Origin of the sequence: Pseudomonas rhodesiae (genome assembly GCF_007858255.1) — a bacterium.
Lineage (GTDB): Bacteria > Pseudomonadota > Gammaproteobacteria > Pseudomonadales > Pseudomonadaceae > Aquipseudomonas > Aquipseudomonas rhodesiae.
The window spans coordinates 1-17,338 of record NZ_VFEU01000024.1; the positions used below are offsets into that span (position 1 = coordinate 1).

The following is a 17,338-nucleotide window of genomic DNA, read 5'->3' on the forward strand; positions in this document are numbered from 1 at the left end:
GAGTGGGGTCCGGGTGGCGAAAACGTAAGAAATACTCGTCGAATTGATTGTTTTTTGATCATTTGGCGAGTTTAAAAGTTGCGCTAGGTGGTATGCCGGGGAAATACATGGCTACTTCAGACCATCCTTAGTGGGATGCAGAGAGTGTCATTACGAAATCAGCACAACTGCTTTTGCCTGTCCTAAGTGTGGCGCTTCGGTGCCGAAACCAAGGAAACCTGCAATATGGCCTTGGGTCATTGGAATCCCCGTCGCACTTTTCATTGGCATGTTGATTTACGGATCAACTATCCCTGAATACCGGAACACTGCCCGTGAAGCGCGCGATCTATGCGAGCAAATGGTTAAAAAGGGCCGATCTGATCCAAATTCCTGCGCAGAGATGTACAGAAACATCATCGCAGAAGGCGAAGAAGCCGAAAGAGCTGAAAAGCAAGCAATCCTAGACGCTCGGAAGGCTGAAAGAGCTGAAAAGCAAGCACGCAAGGAAACCGCTCCGTGAGACGAATCGAGACCGTTACGACTCGTTGGATCGACTAGGCCGCTGCCTTCGGATCAATGCGAGGTATCCGTGCGATTAAGGCCGTGCAAATACGTGTCGAGATCATCAGTTGAGGAAGGTAAGAGCTAAGCCAAAATTTGTTAACGCGGCTGCGCACATGACAGAGAGCTTTGTCTGTGCGCTGGTGTCATCAGGTGCTAAGCCTAAGTAGGTGGTCTCACGCCATGATTGCTCCTGGTGCTTGTCAAACTTAACGGTTTTTCGCTGCACCGGAAAGTCAATCATAGGTCCGATAACTGTCAATCCTGTCCTATACGACCTTGATTTCTGTCAATCCGAGTTAGCAAGATTGACTGTCAATCGTTGAACGATGAAATTATCGGAAGATCAAGTGTTACGGGCGGTATGTGGGTGTCAATCTTAGGAACTGCAAGCTGCTACAACGCATTACTGGCCGGATGATCCGCTGATAGCCGAGCCGACCGCGCGGATCAAACCCCGAAAGTCGTAACCCTAAGCCTCCAACTGTAGGAGGGGGCAAGCCCCCTCCCACAGTTATTGCGCGGCGGGCAGCAGGAAGCGGGCAATCACCGGCAAATGGTTGGAAATGCGCAACGTATCCTCCTGCCGCACCTTGGCCTCCACCCGCTTGATACGAGGGCTGTAGAACAGGTAATCGACGGTGCGATCCGGGCCATCGATGCTTGGGTCGTTGGGGAAGTAGGTCAGCCACTTCTCGCGGTCGATGCCGCTGGACTGGCTGTTGCTGGGGATCATCGGGTATTTATCCCACAGCAGATGCAGTTCGCTGTCCGGCGAATATTGCCCGCGTTTGCTGGCGTCCAGGCGCAGGAATTGCCCCAGCGGCAGCAGGTTGAAATCGCCGCCGATCAACCACGGCGTGCCACGCCCCTCGAATTTATCCAGCAGCTTGACCGTGGCCTGCACCTGTTCCTGTGCGACGCTGCGTCCCGGCATGTCGGCGCTAAGGCGCGTGTTCAGTACCGCCAGTTGGCCGCCGTCGCTTAGGGGTAAATACGTCAGCAGCAGAGCCGGCTTGGGTTGGAACTGGCGGCTGATCAAGCCAGCATCGGGCGCCGGCAGTTGCAGGCGCTCGGCGTGTTCGATCTGGTAGCGGCTGAGGGTGGCGAGCTTGCGGCCGACGCTGCCGAAGATATGCCGGTCGGGCACGAAATCGGCCTTCCAGTCGAACGTCTGGGCGCTGCACGGGTAGAGGTCCACCAAGCGTTCTTGCAGCAACGCGAGTTGATCCTGGTAATGGGAGGGCTTGGCGTTTTCGTCGAGTTCCTGCAACAGCAGGATGTCGGGTTGTTCGTCGCGGATCACCCGCGCCACTTCGTCGAGGCTGGCGGCCATGTCTTCTACGGTGGGGCGCTCGTCCGGGCCGCTGCCGTCGGGTGTGTCATACCAGAACACGTAGTTCTTGCCGGCCAGGTATTGCACGTTCCACGTCATCACTTTGAGCGCCTGCCCGGGCAACAGGGTCGGCGCACGTGGCGCCACGCAGCTGACGGGCAGGGTCTGCTTGGGCTCGGGGCGCCAGGTCAGGCTATAGATCAACGCGGTCAACAGGCCCGCGATCAACAACAGGCCCAGCAAGGTGATGCGCAATAAACGGGTCATCGGCTCGGCTTATGGCGTGTCAGGAATGGCGGGGAGCATATCACCGTGCGTCGGCGTCGCCACCGATCAGCATGAATAAACGGAACAGCACCACACTGGTGAACAATTGCAGGAAGCTGTGGGCGCTGTCGATCAACACCCCCAGCAATGGCGCGGGTTCGGGATACGCCGCGACGCTTGCGCCCTTGAGCAGCCACAGCGGCGTCATCACGCACAGCAGGCACACCAGGATGCGCCAGAAGTGGCCGCGCGTCAGACGAAAACTTTCTTTCATCGCCTCCAGTGCCGGCATGTCGCGCAGCACCAACAGGTATTCGGCGAACGCCAGCACCACCATCAGCCACAGCCCTGGCAGAAAATACAGTGACAGCCCCAGCAGAATCAGCAGCGTACTCATCGCCGTCAGCAGCGCGAAACGCGGCCACAGGGTCAGCGCCATCGCCCACACATCGCGGGTACGCGGCGCCTCGCCACGGGTGCGGGCATCGAGGAACAGGATCAGGGCGCCGGTGTACAACGGGTACACCAGCAGCCCCACCACCACGCTGTAACCGGGGAAGGCATCCGCCCCCAGCGTATGGTCGAGCACCTGTTGCAGCACCGCTTCAAGAATCACCAAGGGCAGGCACAACTGAACGATGGCGCCCAGATTGCGCTGGGTAAAACGGAAGGAGTCGCGCAGTACGTCTAACGGATTCATCAGGTTCATCGCAGGCCTGTAAACAAGGGCGACACTTTAACCGATCAGCATCGCAGGGGCGCAAACGTAAACCTTGAGTAAAGACCATTGAAACAATTGGTAACAGCCCCATAACTAGCACGCACCTGCCTTAACCCTGGCAGGACCATGATTTCTACCGGCAATCTAACGAGGTCGCCATGAACAGCGAAGAGCAAACCCTGATCGATGGACTGTTTTCACGGTTGCAGCAAGCCGAAACGGATTCAGCCCCCCGCGACGCCCAGGCCGAAGCGCGGATCAAGGAGCACATGACTCGCCTACCGGCCGCCGGGTACTACATGACCCAGTCGATTCTGGTGCAGGAACACGCACTCCAGAGCCTCGACGCGCAGAACAAGCAACAGGCGCAGCAGATCCAGCAGTTGCAGGAAGAGTTGCAGCGTGCCAAATCCGCGCAACCTGCGGCCTCCAGCGGTGGCGGGTTCCTGTCGAGCATCTTTGGCGGCGGCTCCCGCGACGCACAACCGACCCAGAGCGCTCCGGCCTCCACGGGCGGCGGTTGGCGCGAACCGGCGCGGCCTTCCTTTAGCCAGCCCGCGCCACAACAGAACTATCAGCAACCACCCCAAGCGCCTGCCGCGCCCGTGGGCAGCGGCTTCCTTGGCGGCGCCATGAAAACCGCCGCCGGCGTGGCCGGTGGTGTGTTACTGGCCGAGGGCATCAGCAGCCTGTTCCACCACAACTCGCAACCGCAGGTGGTGGAGGAAATCATCGAACAACCGGCGCCGGCCAGCGATCAAGGCGGTTGGGGCAACGATGACCAGAAATACGCCGGCGATGACAGTTGGGGCAGCAACAATGCTGACAGCTTCGCCGACAGCGATTATTCCGACGATTCATCCTCCTTCGGCGACGACGATTCCTTCGTCTGAACATAGCCAGACCGGGGCGGCATAGCGCCCCGGTCTGATTTTTTCCCGGAAACTTCCCGCTGGCTGGCATACTGGCGCCTTTGCGGACCCCCGTATGCCGGGTCCAAATGGCTGTCATGGGGAAGTGCGGTGAAGAAAATTGCAGTGTTCGCCGATGTACAAAACCTCTATTACACCGTGCGCCAGGCTTATGGCTGCCACTTCAATTACGCCGCCCTGTGGGCTGATATCAGCTCGCGCGGGCAGATCGTCGAGGCGTACGCCTATGCCATCGACCGGGGCGACAGCAAGCAGCAGCAGTTCCAGCAGATCCTGCGCAACCTGGGGTTCACGGTAAAACTCAAGCCGTATATCCAGCGCAGCGACGGCTCGGCCAAGGGCGACTGGGACGTGGGCATCACCCTCGACATCATGGACGCCGCCGACCACGTCGACGAAGTGGTGCTGGCCTCCGGCGACGGCGATTTCGACATGCTGCTCGAACGCATCATCCACAAACATGGCGTTGAAGCCGTGGCTTATGGCGTACCGGGGCTCACGGCCAATTCATTGATACGCGCCGCCAGCCGCTACGTGCCGATCGAAGGCGCGTTGCTGCTCAAATAGTTGTTTTGACGGAGTAGGAACAGGTTTGGAACGTATAGCGGTCATCGACTTTGAAACCACCGGCATCACCCCGAGCAGCCAATGCCGGGCCACGGAAATTGCCGTGGTCATCCTTGAGCGTGGGCAGATCGTCGACCGCTACCAGAGCCTGATGAATGCCGGCGTGCGCGTGCCGGGCTTTATCGAACAACTGACCGGCATCAGCAACGCTATGTTGCGTAGCGCGCCACCGGCCGAGCGGGTGATGAACGAAGTCAACGAGTTCGTCGGCACCACGCCGCTGCTGGCGCACAACGCCGCGTTCGACCAGAAGTTCTGGGACTTCGAACTGGGCCTGATCCGCCGCACCCGCCTGCAGAAATTCGCCTGCTCCCTGCTACTGGCCCGTCGCCTGATGCCCTCGGCCCCCAACCATAAGCTCGGCACCTTGAATGCTTTCGCTCAACTGCCTCACACCGGCAAGGCTCACCGGGCATTGGCGGACGCGGAAATGGCCGCCAACCTGACGGCGCATTTGGCCAAGGAGTTGCGCGGGACTCACGGCTTGCGCGAACTGTCCCACGACCTGCTATGCACCTTGCAGAAAGTGCCGGCGGCGAAGATCAATGAGCACCTGAAGAAACATCGCGGGTTCTGACAGAACAACGCCGCTGGAAATGTGGGAGGGGGCAAGCCCCCTCCCACACTAGTTATGTGTCGTTCATCGAGGCTGCACACACTCCAGGGCTTGATCCACCACGCCCTTTGCCATCTCCACCAAATGCATCACCGCCCGCTGCTGCACATCCATCGCTTCCCCCGACGAATGTGCAGTGCCCACCGCGCAGTGCAACAAATCCGCCGCGTGGGCGAGGGCGTCTTCGAGGCTCAGGTTGTCGTTCAGGGGGAAAGTGGGCGCATCCGGGGCGCAGGCTTTGAGGTAGTAATCGATGGCGCGGCGGTGGAGCAGGGCGTCTTCGCTGGGGAAGTGGGGTGGATCGGGCGTGACTTTGACCATGGTTGAACTCCTTGCTGGAAGAAGTCGACACCGTTCGCTTGCACGCGAATAGGGTGGCAACTGTACGTAGGTGTGCAAGACCGGGGCAAGAAGTAAACCCAGCAGACCCGAAGGTCTCCCACGCACAGCCGCCATAACGGGCATATTGAAAGCCTGAGGCTAGGCGTAAAGCTGTAGGTTGATTTGTGATCTCGCTTGCCATCGGACTTGCACGTCCGGTCACCGAGAACTTGATGACTGGGCGAGACTAGCTACCTGATCCGACGGAAACAAGACGGTTGGATTCTCTCGGAAACGTCCCGCAAATGAAAGGGATCAGTCTTGCTGGCCTTTGAAACAACAGCTCTTTTTGGGGGCGTTTATTTGCTTTCTGAATAGTCAGTAAGCTTAGCCTTGATGTGCTGTCAGACGTTTCTGGATTCTCCCTTCTCCCGTCTATAGCCCTTCGCTGCGACCTAAGATCTCGGCTGTCATTTACGTACAGGGACTACGTCATGCACGAAAGCGATCTTCACACAGCAATCATGCGAAGCCAGTTTGAACTCCAGCGTAACGGCATCGATTTCGGCTCAACTTCAAACGTGGCGTTTCATTTGGGAAACGCGATGACAAGCTGCCCGGCAGTCATGGTTTTACCTGGTTCGCCAAGCTGGACCCATGGCGCCAGTTACCAGTTCCTAAAGCCCGTTCATGCTGACTCCTCGGTGCCGAGCACCACGTTTGACGAACTCTGGAAATGCACACAGCAACACTACGGCTTGACGGCCGCAACGGTTCTCACTGGTGTCGCGGGCATACCTATAAGCAAAATAGCCGTGGGCACTTGGGTTCATGTTGGCTCCAGCAAAACGACGAACTTGGCGAGTCTTATTGGCATGCGCTTTTTCCCCCGTACATTGATCAGGCAACCCACGGTGGCCAGGATGGCGAAAGCAACGTTTGGCACCGTCCGGGTTTTTGGCATTATTGGACGGGGCATTCCGTTCGTAGCTGCGGGGTTAGCTATTTTTGATCTAATCAGTATTGGTAAGTGCGCCTATGAGGCCAGAAATGGAAGGTAGCCCGACTAGAACCGAGATCAGCGAAAAGGTAATTCAGCTATTCGTCGATATCATCGGCTTTGTCGACCGAAGCCAGGTCACGGAGCAAACGGACTTCATCCATGACTTCAAGATTATTGATGATGATTTGACCTGCTTTGTCATGCAGATCAAGTGGCAATTCAACTTGCAGGCGACGCAGGAGGATTGGGATCACATCACTACCATCAAGCAGATAGTCGACTTGATCGTTGAACGCTCGAATTTGCAGTGCGGCCACTGACGCCATCGGGGGCAAGCCCCCTCCCACATTGGATCTCCCACATTGGATCTGTGTTTACCTTCGGATTGGCGCAGTCAACGCGGTCAAAACTGTGGGAGGGGGCTTGCCCCCGATGGCGATCTATCAGCCAAGCGTTTTCCCGTTGCCCTCCAACTGCCCCAACGGCACTCGCCGTTCTATCGCGCTGGATAGGATGATCGAGGTCTTGCTGAACCCAAATTTTGCAATCCGGTTGATCAGGTTTTCCAGCTCCTGCATCGACCCCACCGCCGCCTGCATGATCACGCAGGGGTCGCCGGTGACGCGGTGGCACTCGGTTAGTTCGGGGATTTCGGCGAGGGCGTCGTAGACCTTTTGATTACCGTGGTGGGTCAGGCGCAGTTCAATCACGCATTGAATCGGTAAGCCCACTTTGGACAGGTCCACCTTGGCTTGATAGCCGGTGATTACCCCGCTGGCCTCCAGCTTGGCCACGCGTTCGGCCACGGCCGGGGCGGAGAGGTTAACGATGCGCGCCAGTTGTGCGTAGGACGCGCGGCCGTCTTCAAGCAGGGCGTTGAGGAGCATGCGGTCGTATTTGTCCATAGAAAGGCTCCAATCACCGGTTGCTTTCGAAAACAAAGCTTATAGCCCCCATAACCCTGTTTTGAAAAGTGTATGGGCCGTTTAAACAGGTTTTGTAACTTATTTTTATCCGTCTGCCTTTCTAGAATAAGCCTCCCGTTTCCGTCATAGAGCCGCCCCATGCCTGGCCCACGTCGCTTTCCCTTACCGTTGATCGCTGCCTTCTTTGCCTTATATGTGATCTGGGGTTCCACCTACCTGGTGATCCGCATCGGCGTCGAATATTGGCCGCCGCTGTTGCTAGCGGGGATTCGGTTTTGCACGGCGGGGGCGTTGATGTATGGCTACCTCAGATGGCGTGGGGTGCCGGCGCCGACTTGGAGGCAATGGAAAGCCGCCGGGATGATCGGCATTTTGCTGCTCACCTTCGGCAATGGCGGCGTCAGCGTGGCCGAGCACACCGGCGTGTCGTCCGGGGTGGCGGCGCTGGCGGTGGCGACGGTGCCGCTGTTCACCCTGCTGTGCGGGTACTTCTGGGGCGCGCGCAATACGCGGCTGGAATGGGCCGGGGTGATCCTGGGGATCGTCGGCATCGCCATGCTCAACATGGGCAGCACCCTGCAATCGAGTCCGATAGGGGCCGCGTTGTTGCTGTTTGCGGCGGCTTCGTGGGCGTTCGGTTCGGTGTGGAGCCGGCAGTTGCCATTGCCCCAGGGCGCCATGGCCAGTGCCGCGGAAATGCTGGTGGCCGGTGTAGCGCTGCTGCTCGGCAGTGCGCTGTCCGGCGAACACCTGCAAGCCCTGCCGCCGCTGGAAGGCTGGCTGGCCCTGGCCTACCTGACCGTGTTCGGCTCGATCATCGCGTTCAACGCCTACATGTACCTGCTCAAGCACGTACGCCCGGCGGCGGCGACCAGTTACGCCTACGTCAACCCGGCGGTGGCGGTGTTGCTGGGGATTGTGTTCGTCGGTGAGAGCATCGGCCTGGAAGAAGCCTTGGCGATGCTGGTGATTATCAGCGCGGTGCTGTTGATCAGCCTGCCCCAGTGGCGCAAGCCCAAGCCGGAAATAAGGTAAACTGCCGCGCATTGCGACCTTGCGTTGATTTTTCCTACGGTAACTACATGACTTTCGCCTCCCTTGGCCTGATCGAACCCTTGCTGCGCGCCCTTGAGACGCTCGGCTACCAGACCCCGACGCCGGTGCAGGCGCAAGCCATTCCGGCGGTGCTGGCCGGTCGCGACTTGATGGCCGCCGCCCAGACCGGCACCGGCAAGACCGCTGGTTTCGCCGTGCCGTTGCTGCAATTGCTGACCATGGAAGGGCCGAAAGTCGCCGCCAACTCGGCGCGCGCGCTGATCCTGTGCCCGACCCGCGAGCTGGCCGAGCAGGTTCACGCCAGCGTCGCCGAATATGCGCAACACCTGCCGCTGACTACCTACGCGGTGTACGGCGGCGTGAGCATCAACCCGCAAATGATGAAGCTGCGCAAGGGCGTCGACATCCTGGTCGCCACACCGGGCCGCCTGATCGACCTGTTCCGCCAGAACGCGCTGAAACTCAACCAGTTGCAAACCCTGGTGCTGGATGAGGCCGACCGCATGCTCGACCTGGGCTTCTCCGAAGAACTGGCGAACATCTACCGCATGCTGCCGAAAAAGCGCCAGACCCTGCTGTTCTCGGCGACCTTCTCCGATGACATCCGTCTGCTGGCCGGGCAAATGCTTAACGACCCGCTGAGCATCGAAGTCAGCCCGCGCAACGTGGCAGCCAACACCGTCAAGCAGTGGGTGGTGCCGGTGGACAAGAAGCGCAAGCCGGAGCTGTTTGTGCACCTGATGCGCAAAGGCCGCTGGAAGCAGGTGCTGGTGTTCGCCAAGACCCGCAACGGCGTGGACGCGCTGGTGGACAAGTTGCAGGGCCTGGGCGTGAACGCCGATGGCATCCATGGCGACAAGCCCCAGGCTACGCGCCAACGCGCGCTGGACCGCTTCAAGTCCAGCGATGTGCAGATCCTGGTGGCCACCGATGTGGCGGCCCGTGGCCTGGACATTGAAGACCTGCCGCTGGTGGTCAACTTCGATTTGCCGATCGTGGCCGAGGACTACATCCACCGCATCGGCCGCACCGGCCGCGCGGGCAACACCGGCGAGGCGATTTCCCTGGTGTGCGCCGATGAAGTGAACATGCTGTCGGCTATCGAGATGCTGACCCGTCAGACCCTCACGCGCAAAACCGAGCCGGAGTTCGAGCCCGAGCACCGCGTACCCGAAACCGACGCCAGCGGTCAGGTGGTGAAGAAGCCGAAAAAACCGAAGAAGCCCAAGGCGTCCGGTGGTGGCGGCAAGCGCAATTTGGGCAAGTGGGTGGACAGTGGTGATGTCGCACCGTCGGAGCCTTCGATCAAGCCGGTGCGTAAGGTGCCGGTGTTCAATACCGGGCCGCGTAAGAAGAAGTGACTTTGCGGTGTGGTTGATGGCCTTATCGGGGGCAAGCCCCCTCCCACATTTTGACTGTATTCACAAATCAAACTGTGGGAGGGGGCTTGCCCCCGATGGTGGTTTCAAACACACCACACATCTCAACGATTAAGCCATTCCAGCACGCCCCGCCCAGCTGCCCGACCACTGGCAAAGCACCCCGTCAGCAAATACCCGCCCGTCGGCGCCTCCCAATCCAGCATCTCACCGGCACAAAACACCCCCGGCAATTGCTTGAGCATCAAGCGTTCGTCCAGTGCTTCGAACGGCACGCCGCCGGCTGTGCTGATCGCCTCATCCATCGGCCGAGTTTTCACCAGCGTCAGCGGCAACGCCTTGATATCCACCGCCAATTGCGCGGGATCCTGGAAATGCTCGGCTGGCGTCAACTCGCGCAGCAGCGCGGCTTTCACGCCATCCAGCCCCAGCTGACTGTGCAAATGCTTGCTTATCGAGCGTGAACCGCGCGGCTTGGCCAGGGCCGCCAGGACCTTATCCAGCGGTTTGCTTGGCAGCAAATCGATATGCACGGTGGCCGCGCGGTCGCGGTTGATCGCTTCCCGAATCGGCGCCGACAGTGCGTAGATCAGGCTGCCTTCGATGCCGGTGGCGGTGATCACGCATTCGCCCAGCCGCGGTTTGCCCCCCCCCAAGCCGATGGCGACGTTTTTCAACGGCGCGCCGGCGAATTTGCTGACCATCAACTCGCTCCAGGCAGACACCTCAAAGCCACAGTTGCTCGGTTGCAAGCGAGCATAGGGCACGCCTTTGTCTTCCAGCAGCTTGAGCCATGCGCCGTCGGAGCCCAGGCGCGACCAACTGCCGCCGCCCAGGGCCAGCAACACCGCGTCGCTGCGCAGGGTTTTATCGCCGTCCGGGCTGTGGATAAGTAAATCACCCTCGGCAGTCCAGCCGGTCCAGCGATGCCGGGTGTGGATAACCACGCCTTGTTCGCGCAGACGCTTGAGCCAGGCGCGTAGCAGCGGGGCGGCTTTCATGTCGGTGGGAAACACGCGGCCGGAGGTACCGACAAACGTCTGGATGCCCAGGCCGTGTATCCAGTTGCACAAGTCGTCAGCGCCAAACCCTCGCAGTAACGGCGCCATCTGCGGCGCGCGCTCGGCGTAGCGGGCGATAAATGCCGGGTACGCTTCGGAATGGGTGATGTTCATGCCGCCCACGCCGGCCAGCAGGAATTTGCGCCCCACCGATGGCATGCCGTCGTACAGATCGACCCGCACGCCCGCCAGGCTCAGGACTTCGGCGGCCATCAAGCCGGCAGGGCCGCCGCCGATAATGGTGACGTGATGAGCAGAAAGGTCGGACATGGGCAGAGGCTACGGTCGCGGAAATAAGCCGAGCATTCTACCCGAGCGGCGCAGCCTTGCCTGATCAAAAAATGTACAGCTTCCTACACGCTATACAGCTACTGGCTCGTAGACGCTTACGCTCAAGTTATCCACAGGCCGTTCCACAGGCATTGTGGGTAACGGCCCACGGTTCAATGACAGCCTGATGACGCCCATACCCGCTGCGCACTGTGGTGCAGGATGCCGTGGCGGCGGGCCAGGGCGGCGCGGTCTTTGCTGTAGCCGCCGCCGATCACGCCCATCACCGGGATGTCACGGCCCAGGCAGTGACGCATTACGCGTTCATCACGGTCGGCCAGGCCCAGGTCTGTCAGCTTGAGGTAACCGAGGGCGTCGTCCTTATGCACATCCACGCCGGCGTCGTATAGCACCAGGTCGGGCTGATACAGCGGCAGCAGGTAGTTGAGGGCGTCATCGACCACCTTGAGGTAGTCGGCATCGCCCATGCCCATGGGCAACGGGATGTCCCAGTCGCTATGGGCCTTGCGTGCCGGGAAGTTTTTTTCGCAGTGCAGCGACACGGTGATCGCTTCCGGTGTGTCGTGCAGGATGCGTGCAGTGCCGTCGCCCTGGTGCACGTCGCAGTCGAATATCAGCACGCGGTTGACCCGGCCGCTTTCCAGCAGGTAACGGCTGATCACCGCCAGGTCATTGAAAATGCAAAAGCCAGCCGGGTAATCGTAATGGGCATGGTGGGTGCCGCCCGCCAAGTGGCAGGCCAGGCCATGTTCCAGGGCTTTTTCGGCGGTCAGAATCGAGCCGCCGACCGCGCGCACCGTGCGCTGGGCCAGGGCTTCGCTCCAGGGCAGGCCGAGGCGCCGTTGGTCTTCGCGGGACAACTCGCCGCTCATGTAGCGTTCGATATACCCAGGTTCATGGGCCAGGGCCAGAATCTGCGGCGGGCACAATGACGGGCGCAGCAGTTGGCTGTCCTCGGTCAGGCCGCTGGCCACCAGGTGGTCACGCAGCAGGCGGAATTTATCCATCGGGAACCGGTGGTCTGCCGGGAACTCGGGGCTGTAGTCATCGTGGTAAATCAGTGGCAATGGCATGGAATTTTCTGACGGGAACCTGCGACGGATCTTAACAGCGCTGTACACTCACGCACATGGCAAGGGAGGGGGCCCCATGGAGCCGATACTGGAATTGGAAAGCGCGCGGCTGGTGCTGCGCCAGTGGCGCGACAAAGACCTCAAGGCGTTTGCGAGTATGTGCGACGACCCTCAGGTGATGCGCTATTTTCCGGCCCGGCTGAGCCATCTGGAAAGCGCCGCGTTGATCGGGCGCATCCGTGGGCATTTCGCCGAATATGGTTTTGGTTTCTGGGCCTTGCAGCGCAAGGACACTGGCGAGTTTATCGGCCTCACCGGGTTGCAGAACGTCAGCTTTGAAACCGGCTTCACCCCGGCGGTGGAGATTGGCTGGCGTCTGGCGCGCGAGCACTGGGGTTTGGGCTACGCCAGTGAAGCGGCCTGGACTGCGCTGCGGTGTGGCTTCGATCGATTGCAGTTGGATGAAATCGTCGCCTTCACCACCGAGGCCAATCTGCCTTCACAAAAAGTCATGCAGGCCATCGGTATGCATTACGATCCGCAAGCCGATTTCGAGCACCCCAAAGTCGCGGCCGACGACCCGCTGCGTCATCATGTTTTGTACCGCATCACCCGCGCCCAATGGTTGGACACGCTGCACGGATAAGCAGCCCGGAATGCCCTATCGTTTTTAGGAGTTGCTCAATGAGCCAAGTATTGGAAGATCTGGTGGACCTGCTGACTCTGGAGCCGATTGAGGAAAACCTCTTTCGCGGCCGCAGCCAGGACCTGGGTTTTCGCCAGTTGTTCGGTGGCCAGGTGCTCGGCCAGTCGCTGTCGGCGGCCAGCCAGACCGTCGAAGAAGCGCGGCATGTGCACTCCCTGCACGGTTACTTCCTGCGCCCCGGCGATGCGGGGTTGCCGGTGGTGTACTCGGTGGACCGCGTGCGCGACGGCGGCAGCTTCAGTACACGCCGGGTCACGGCAATCCAGAAGGGGCAGCCGATTTTTACATGCAGCGCCTCGTTCCAGTACGACGAAGCAGGCTTCGAGCACCAGAGCACCATGCCCGTAGTGGTGGGCCCGGAAAACCTGCCATCGGAGCTGGAGCTGACACGCCAGCGTGCGCACCTGATCCCCGAGCCCATGCGCGACAAACTGCTGTGCGCCAAGCCGATCGAAGTGCGCCCCGTCACTGAAAAAGATCCCTACAACCCGCAGCCGTCCGACCCGGTCAAGTACGTGTGGTTTCGTGCCGACGGCGCCCTGGCCGATGCGCCGGCGCTGCATAAATACCTGCTGGCCTACGCATCGGACTTCGGCCTGTTGACCACATCGTTGCTGCCCCACGGCAAGACCGTGTGGCAGAAAGATATGCAGGTCGCCAGCCTCGACCACGCGCTGTGGTTCCACGCCGATCTGCGCGCCGACGATTGGCTGCTCTACGCCATGGATAGCCCGTGGGCCGGCAACTCCCGAGGCTTCTCCCGTGGCAGCGTGTTCAACCGCGCCGGGCAGTTGGTGGCGTCGGTGACCCAGGAAGGGCTGATCCGCCATCGCAAGGATTGGGCATGAGCCTGACGGACGTTAAGCACTGGGTCTTCGATATGGACGGCACCCTCACGGTGGCTGTGCATGATTTCGCGGCCATCCGCGTAGCCCTGGAGATTCCACCCGAGGACGACATCCTCACCCACCTGGCGGCATTGCCCGCCGAGGTGGCGGCGACCAAACATGCCTGGTTACTGGAGCATGAGCGTGAACTGGCGCTGGGCTCGGTGGCAGCGGACGGTGCGGTGGAACTGGTGCGCGAGTTGGCTGCGCGCGGTTATCGCCTGGGCATCCTGACCCGCAACGCACGGGAACTGGCCCACGTTACGTTGCAGGCCATCGGCCTGGCCGACTGCTTCGCCGCCGACGATGTTCTGGGCCGCGAAGACGCACCGCCCAAACCGGAACCGGGGGGCCTGCTGAAGCTGGCAGCGGCATGGCAGGTCGCGCCGGACGAGATGGTGATGGTTGGGGATTACCGCTTCGACCTCGATTGCGGCCGTGCGGCGGGAACGCGGACCGTGTTGGTAAACCTGCCGGAGAACCCGTGGCCCGAGTTGACGGACTGGCATGCCGCAGACTGCGCGGCACTGCACCGGATGATCCAGCCCAGGCAATGACTATCAAAGGTGGGAGGGGCGGTGTGCCGATTCGACTTGCCCCGATGACGGTACGTCAGCAACAGCTGGGCTGATTGACCCAGCGCTATCGGGGCATGGGTCTCTATCCACCTTCAGTGAGCCATCACCTCAGTAGACGAGGCTCTAGTGGTGAGCGGGCTTGCCCCGCGCTGGGCTGCGAAGCGGCCCCAAACTCAGGCACCTCGGAGTGTCAGCTGAAACCACATCGCCTGGAATGGGGCTGCTTCGCAACCCAGCGCGGGGCAAGCCAAGGTCACCACAGCAAGCCAAGGTCACCACAGCAAGCCAAGGTCACCACAGCAAGCCAAGGTCACCACAGCAAGCCAAGGTCACCACAACAAGCCAAGGTCACCACAATAAGCCAAGGTCACCACAACAAGCCCAGCTCACTACAAACAGCAGAGTTCACCACAGAGTTATTTCAGCCTTTGAGGGTTGTGTGGGTACCTATGGCTATCGGGTGCTAGTCACTTCCCACAGGTTGGGCCGGTTTGTTCAGTTAAAGCTGGGAAACAATACTTTCTGGCCTTCGGGCGATCTGAGCATCCCATCGCCGTTATGCCCCACCCCAGGCACTTCCACCAGTTCTTGGCGCAGCTGCGGATGGCGTTGCTTGAGGTAGTCAAAATAGTTGTGCCCGCGAATCAGCCGATAGGCGCCCTGGGCCTCGGCCTCGCAGCCTTTGTCCAGCGCGGGGTGGTTGGGGTTGGTGTCTTGTTGGCCGAGCAGATACGTGATGGTGCGTGACACATAGGTTTGCTCAAGTTGCGCGGCGCTTTGGCCGTTGGCGTAGGTCGGCAGTTTTTGCAGGCCGTATTTCCAGTCGTCGAAACCGGGGCAGGTCGCCGCGTCGAACGGCACGGGCCGTTGGGGGCTGAAGTAGGCGTAGGACGATGGATTGGCCACCACATAACGCAGGCGAATGCCGGCCTGATGCAAGGTCGGATGGTCATGGCCGAGGAGGGCAAAGCGCTGCACCACTTGGCCGCCGCCGGAATGACCGGCGACCACGATTTCCTTGAGTGCCGGAAACAACCGGCGATCCCCCAGATGCTCGATCAGTTGGTCCAGCGCGCCGTAGGAACTGACGCGATCTGCGCCCGTGGACGGTTCGCCGGCCATCCACTCATTGCCTTTCCAGCGCAGCACCCTGTTGTCCAAGTGATTGCGCTGCGCGTCGGCCTCGTTGAGAAACTGCGGGGCGATCACCAGCGTCGTATCGGCCTGGCCCGCCTGTTCGGCGGCGGCTTCGGCACTGTGCAGGTAGGTCTGCGCATTGCGCAGGCGACCGTGCACGACGATCAGCACGCGGGTGACATGGGGCAGCGGCTGGCGCCAGTCCTGGCTTACACCCAGGCTTAAGGCGCCGGCCTCCAGCTGGAAACGCTCAGGGCTGACTACCTTGACCCCATGCTCGACGGCCCCGGCGGTAGAGCAGGCCAGGCACATACTCAGCAGCAATCCCGAGCGTTTATGCATTTACAGGCTCTTGGCGTTAAAGGTGTCGCACTGGCTGATCTGGCCTTGGGCGAAGCCGGCCTTGAACCAGCGCACCCGCTGTGCGGAGGTGCCATGGGTGAACGAATCCGGCACCACACGACCCTGGCCTTGCTGCTGCAAACGGTCATCGCCGATGGCGTTGGCTGCGTTCAGGGCTTCTTCGATGTCCCCCGGTTCCAGCCAGTTCAGACGTTTTTGTGCGCGGTTGGCCCACACGCCGGCAAAGCAGTCGGCTTGCAGTTCCTGACGCACCAACAGCCCACCGTCGCCCTGCATTTGCAGGCCTTGCTGGCGCGCGGCCTGGATCTTCGCCGAGATGCCGAGCAAGGTCTGCACGTGGTGCCCGACTTCATGGGCGATCACGTAAGCCTGAGCGAAGTCGCCAGCGGCCTGGAAGCGTTGGGACATTTCTCGGAAGAAGTCCAGGTCCAGGTACACCTGCTGGTCAGCCGGGCAATAAAACGGACCGCTCGCCGAAGTGGCGCCACCGCAGGCGGAATTGACCCGGCCACGGAACAGAATCAGCTTGGGGTTCTGGTAGGTCTTGCCATTCTCCTTGAACACCTGGCCCCAGGTGTCCTCGGTGTCGCCCAGCACTGCGCGGACGAAATCGGCCTGCTCATCGTTGGCCGGCGGCGCCTGGCGCGTCTGGGTGCTGACCGACGGCGCCTGCTCCATCTGACCGGTCAATTGGCCGAGGATCTGCATCGGGTCCTGGCCGGTCAACCAGCCGATACCGACAATCAGCACAATGGCCGTGAGGCTCAGGCCCTTGCCGCCGCCGAAGCGCATCCCGCCGCCACCGCCACTGTCATTGCGGGCATCCACCACGTTGTCGCTGCGTCGGCCTTTTTTCCATAGCATGGGGCAATCCTCTTGATGAACGGTCCTACAAAATATTGAGAGGAGTATGGCCGTTAATCGCGGCAATACCCTTCGCCGGTCACCACAACCAGGCAGTCTTTCTTGTCCGCCAGCCATTTGAGGCCGGTCGCCGCGCCATCACCAGCGCGCAGCAGTTGCGGGCCATCCGGACGGTTGAAGGCGATCCCGTCTTCGGCCGCTTCACCCTTGAAGGTGCCGCTGTCATCGGCGTCGAGGCCGTATTGCATGGTAAGGATGTAATGACCGCGGCCGATGTTGTCGTCCTTGGCGATGGTCAGGTGCAGGCCTTCGACGCCGACCCATTTGCCCACCCACTGATCGGTTGGTGGGGTTGGCGGAACCAGGGTCGCTTGCACCGACGCGGGCGCGGGTTTCGGCGCTTGCTTGGCCTCCTGGTTACAGGCGGCGAGCAAGGCGATGGCGGAGAGAACAAAGAGAGTTTTTTTCATAGCGGCAAAGCCTTGATTAAAAAATGTGCAACGGGAAGGCGACGTGCAGGGTTGGACTCGATTCCCATGATTTAGTGCGCTGTTCGCCCGGTGTTTGGTTATGCTCTCGGGGCAGGCTGCGGCCCGCCTGCTAGATTACCGGGTTGAGCGCGGCCTCGTTCAGTGCTCAGCGTTAAGCCCG

At 60.7% G+C, this 17,338-nt stretch carries 19 protein-coding genes; 10 read left to right on the plus strand and 9 right to left on the minus strand.

Annotation, left to right across the window (positions count from 1 at the left end; all coding sequences use genetic code 11):
- Window positions 1-1,057: 1,057 nt before the first annotated feature.
- Both FIV35_RS23655 and FIV35_RS23660 read right to left on the minus strand, forming a co-directional pair.
- Window positions 1,058-2,146 carry an endonuclease/exonuclease/phosphatase family protein gene (locus FIV35_RS23655; protein WP_034100878.1) on the minus strand — a complete coding sequence of 363 codons (1,089 nt, stop codon included), beginning with the start codon at window positions 2,144-2,146 and terminating at the stop codon, window positions 1,058-1,060.
- Window positions 2,147-2,186: 40 nt separating this feature from the next.
- A complete protein-coding gene (locus FIV35_RS23660; protein ID WP_034139403.1) occupies window positions 2,187-2,846 on the minus strand; it encodes a YciC family protein in 660 nt (219 codons plus the stop codon).
- A 179-nt stretch (window positions 2,847-3,025) separates the two neighbouring features.
- Here FIV35_RS23660 and FIV35_RS23665 point away from each other — a divergent pair, with 179 nt between their 5' ends.
- From FIV35_RS23665 to FIV35_RS23675, 3 genes are all read left to right on the plus strand, one after another.
- Complete coding sequence (locus FIV35_RS23665) at window positions 3,026-3,760, plus strand: DUF2076 domain-containing protein (RefSeq protein WP_034139401.1); 735 nt, start codon at window positions 3,026-3,028, stop codon at window positions 3,758-3,760.
- Between the two features lie 129 nt (window positions 3,761-3,889).
- Window positions 3,890-4,366: a LabA-like NYN domain-containing protein gene (locus tag FIV35_RS23670; RefSeq protein ID WP_034100876.1), complete on the plus strand. Its 477-nt coding sequence runs from the start codon at window positions 3,890-3,892 to the stop codon at window positions 4,364-4,366.
- A 25-nt stretch (window positions 4,367-4,391) separates the two neighbouring features.
- Window positions 4,392-5,003, plus strand: coding sequence for a 3'-5' exonuclease (locus FIV35_RS23675; RefSeq protein ID WP_034139400.1), 612 nt, complete (start codon window positions 4,392-4,394; stop codon window positions 5,001-5,003).
- Window positions 5,004-5,066: 63 nt separating this feature from the next.
- On the opposite strand, the gene FIV35_RS23680 is transcribed toward FIV35_RS23675, so the two are convergent.
- Window positions 5,067-5,363, minus strand: a complete 297-nt coding sequence (locus FIV35_RS23680; protein ID WP_034139399.1) for a DUF3077 domain-containing protein — start codon at window positions 5,361-5,363, stop codon at window positions 5,067-5,069.
- Between the two features lie 494 nt (window positions 5,364-5,857).
- Between FIV35_RS23680 and FIV35_RS23685 the strand changes: the two genes are divergently transcribed.
- Both FIV35_RS23685 and FIV35_RS29985 read left to right on the plus strand, forming a co-directional pair.
- Complete coding sequence (locus FIV35_RS23685) at window positions 5,858-6,424, plus strand: hypothetical protein (RefSeq protein ID WP_034139398.1); 567 nt, start codon at window positions 5,858-5,860, stop codon at window positions 6,422-6,424.
- Window positions 6,414-6,686 (plus strand): acyl carrier protein, encoded by a 273-nt coding sequence (locus FIV35_RS29985; RefSeq protein WP_034139397.1) that lies wholly within the window; start codon window positions 6,414-6,416, stop codon window positions 6,684-6,686. The genes FIV35_RS23685 and FIV35_RS29985 overlap by 11 nt, the downstream gene beginning before the upstream one ends.
- 123 nt (window positions 6,687-6,809) lie before the next feature.
- On the opposite strand, the gene FIV35_RS23695 is transcribed toward FIV35_RS29985, so the two are convergent.
- The gene (locus FIV35_RS23695) at window positions 6,810-7,271 is read right to left on the minus strand and encodes an Lrp/AsnC family transcriptional regulator (RefSeq protein WP_034100874.1); all 462 of its coding nucleotides are present in this window, start codon (window positions 7,269-7,271) and stop codon (window positions 6,810-6,812) included.
- 159 nt (window positions 7,272-7,430) lie between these two features.
- Here FIV35_RS23695 and yedA point away from each other — a divergent pair, with 159 nt between their 5' ends.
- Complete coding sequence (yedA, locus tag FIV35_RS23700) at window positions 7,431-8,327, plus strand: drug/metabolite exporter YedA (protein WP_034139396.1); 897 nt, start codon at window positions 7,431-7,433, stop codon at window positions 8,325-8,327.
- A gap of 47 nt (window positions 8,328-8,374) precedes the next feature.
- Window positions 8,375-9,709, plus strand: coding sequence for an RNA helicase RhlE1 (gene rhlE1 / locus FIV35_RS23705; RefSeq protein WP_034139395.1), 1,335 nt, complete (start codon window positions 8,375-8,377; stop codon window positions 9,707-9,709).
- Window positions 9,710-9,831: 122 nt separating this feature from the next.
- Here rhlE1 and FIV35_RS23710 read toward each other — a convergent pair whose 3' ends face one another.
- Window positions 9,832-11,058, minus strand: coding sequence for a TIGR03862 family flavoprotein (locus tag FIV35_RS23710; protein WP_034139394.1), 1,227 nt, complete (start codon window positions 11,056-11,058; stop codon window positions 9,832-9,834).
- A 173-nt stretch (window positions 11,059-11,231) separates the two neighbouring features.
- Window positions 11,232-12,152, minus strand: a complete 921-nt coding sequence (locus tag FIV35_RS23715) for a histone deacetylase family protein (protein ID WP_034139393.1) — start codon at window positions 12,150-12,152, stop codon at window positions 11,232-11,234.
- A gap of 76 nt (window positions 12,153-12,228) precedes the next feature.
- On the opposite strand from FIV35_RS23715, the gene FIV35_RS23720 reads away from it, so the two are divergent.
- Genes FIV35_RS23720 through FIV35_RS23730 form a run of 3 tightly spaced genes read left to right on the plus strand, consistent with a single transcriptional unit; the run spans window position 12,229 to window position 14,302 of the window.
- Entirely contained in the window at window positions 12,229-12,798 is a 570-nt protein-coding gene (locus tag FIV35_RS23720) for a GNAT family N-acetyltransferase (RefSeq protein ID WP_034100869.1), read from the plus strand.
- Between the two features lie 38 nt (window positions 12,799-12,836).
- Entirely contained in the window at window positions 12,837-13,706 is an 870-nt protein-coding gene (gene tesB / locus FIV35_RS23725) for an acyl-CoA thioesterase II (protein WP_034100868.1), read from the plus strand.
- Window positions 13,703-14,302, plus strand: a complete 600-nt coding sequence (locus tag FIV35_RS23730) for an HAD family hydrolase (RefSeq protein ID WP_034139392.1) — start codon at window positions 13,703-13,705, stop codon at window positions 14,300-14,302. The genes tesB and FIV35_RS23730 overlap by 4 nt, the downstream gene beginning before the upstream one ends.
- A gap of 516 nt (window positions 14,303-14,818) precedes the next feature.
- Here the strand turns inward: FIV35_RS23730 and FIV35_RS23735 are convergent.
- The 3 genes from FIV35_RS23735 to FIV35_RS23745 are packed head-to-tail and all read right to left on the minus strand — an operon-like array spanning window position 14,819 to window position 17,157.
- Window positions 14,819-15,802 carry a lipoprotein gene (locus FIV35_RS23735; RefSeq protein WP_034139391.1) on the minus strand — a complete coding sequence of 328 codons (984 nt, stop codon included), beginning with the start codon at window positions 15,800-15,802 and terminating at the stop codon, window positions 14,819-14,821.
- A complete protein-coding gene (gene ypfJ, locus FIV35_RS23740; protein WP_034100865.1) occupies window positions 15,803-16,687 on the minus strand; it encodes a KPN_02809 family neutral zinc metallopeptidase in 885 nt (294 codons plus the stop codon).
- Between the two features lie 53 nt (window positions 16,688-16,740).
- Window positions 16,741-17,157: a membrane lipoprotein lipid attachment site-containing protein gene (locus FIV35_RS23745; protein WP_034139390.1), complete on the minus strand. Its 417-nt coding sequence runs from the start codon at window positions 17,155-17,157 to the stop codon at window positions 16,741-16,743.
- Window positions 17,158-17,338 lie beyond the last annotated feature (181 nt).

Bases quoted from the DNA above. Each gene is read 5' to 3' on its own strand.
- FIV35_RS23655 (WP_034100878.1), bottom strand. From the start codon at position 2,146: ATGACCCGTTTATTGCGCATCACCTTGCTGGGCCTGTTGTTGATCGCG.
- FIV35_RS23660 (WP_034139403.1), bottom strand. From the start codon at position 2,846: ATGAATCCGTTAGACGTACTGCGCGACTCCTTCCGTTTTACCCAGCGC.
- FIV35_RS23665 (WP_034139401.1), top strand. From the start codon at position 3,026: ATGAACAGCGAAGAGCAAACCCTGATCGATGGACTGTTTTCACGGTTG.
- FIV35_RS23680 (WP_034139399.1), bottom strand. From the start codon at position 5,363: ATGGTCAAAGTCACGCCCGATCCACCCCACTTCCCCAGCGAAGACGCC.
- FIV35_RS23685 (WP_034139398.1), top strand. From the start codon at position 5,858: ATGCACGAAAGCGATCTTCACACAGCAATCATGCGAAGCCAGTTTGAA.
- FIV35_RS29985 (WP_034139397.1), top strand. From the start codon at position 6,414: ATGGAAGGTAGCCCGACTAGAACCGAGATCAGCGAAAAGGTAATTCAG.
- FIV35_RS23695 (WP_034100874.1), bottom strand. From the start codon at position 7,271: ATGGACAAATACGACCGCATGCTCCTCAACGCCCTGCTTGAAGACGGC.
- yedA (WP_034139396.1), top strand. From the start codon at position 7,431: ATGCCTGGCCCACGTCGCTTTCCCTTACCGTTGATCGCTGCCTTCTTT.
- rhlE1 (WP_034139395.1), top strand. From the start codon at position 8,375: ATGACTTTCGCCTCCCTTGGCCTGATCGAACCCTTGCTGCGCGCCCTT.
- FIV35_RS23710 (WP_034139394.1), bottom strand. From the start codon at position 11,058: ATGTCCGACCTTTCTGCTCATCACGTCACCATTATCGGCGGCGGCCCT.
- FIV35_RS23715 (WP_034139393.1), bottom strand. From the start codon at position 12,152: ATGCCATTGCCACTGATTTACCACGATGACTACAGCCCCGAGTTCCCG.
- FIV35_RS23720 (WP_034100869.1), top strand. From the start codon at position 12,229: ATGGAGCCGATACTGGAATTGGAAAGCGCGCGGCTGGTGCTGCGCCAG.
- tesB (WP_034100868.1), top strand. From the start codon at position 12,837: ATGAGCCAAGTATTGGAAGATCTGGTGGACCTGCTGACTCTGGAGCCG.
- FIV35_RS23730 (WP_034139392.1), top strand. From the start codon at position 13,703: ATGAGCCTGACGGACGTTAAGCACTGGGTCTTCGATATGGACGGCACC.
- FIV35_RS23735 (WP_034139391.1), bottom strand. From the start codon at position 15,802: ATGCATAAACGCTCGGGATTGCTGCTGAGTATGTGCCTGGCCTGCTCT.
- ypfJ (WP_034100865.1), bottom strand. From the start codon at position 16,687: ATGCTATGGAAAAAAGGCCGACGCAGCGACAACGTGGTGGATGCCCGC.
- FIV35_RS23745 (WP_034139390.1), bottom strand. From the start codon at position 17,157: ATGAAAAAAACTCTCTTTGTTCTCTCCGCCATCGCCTTGCTCGCCGCC.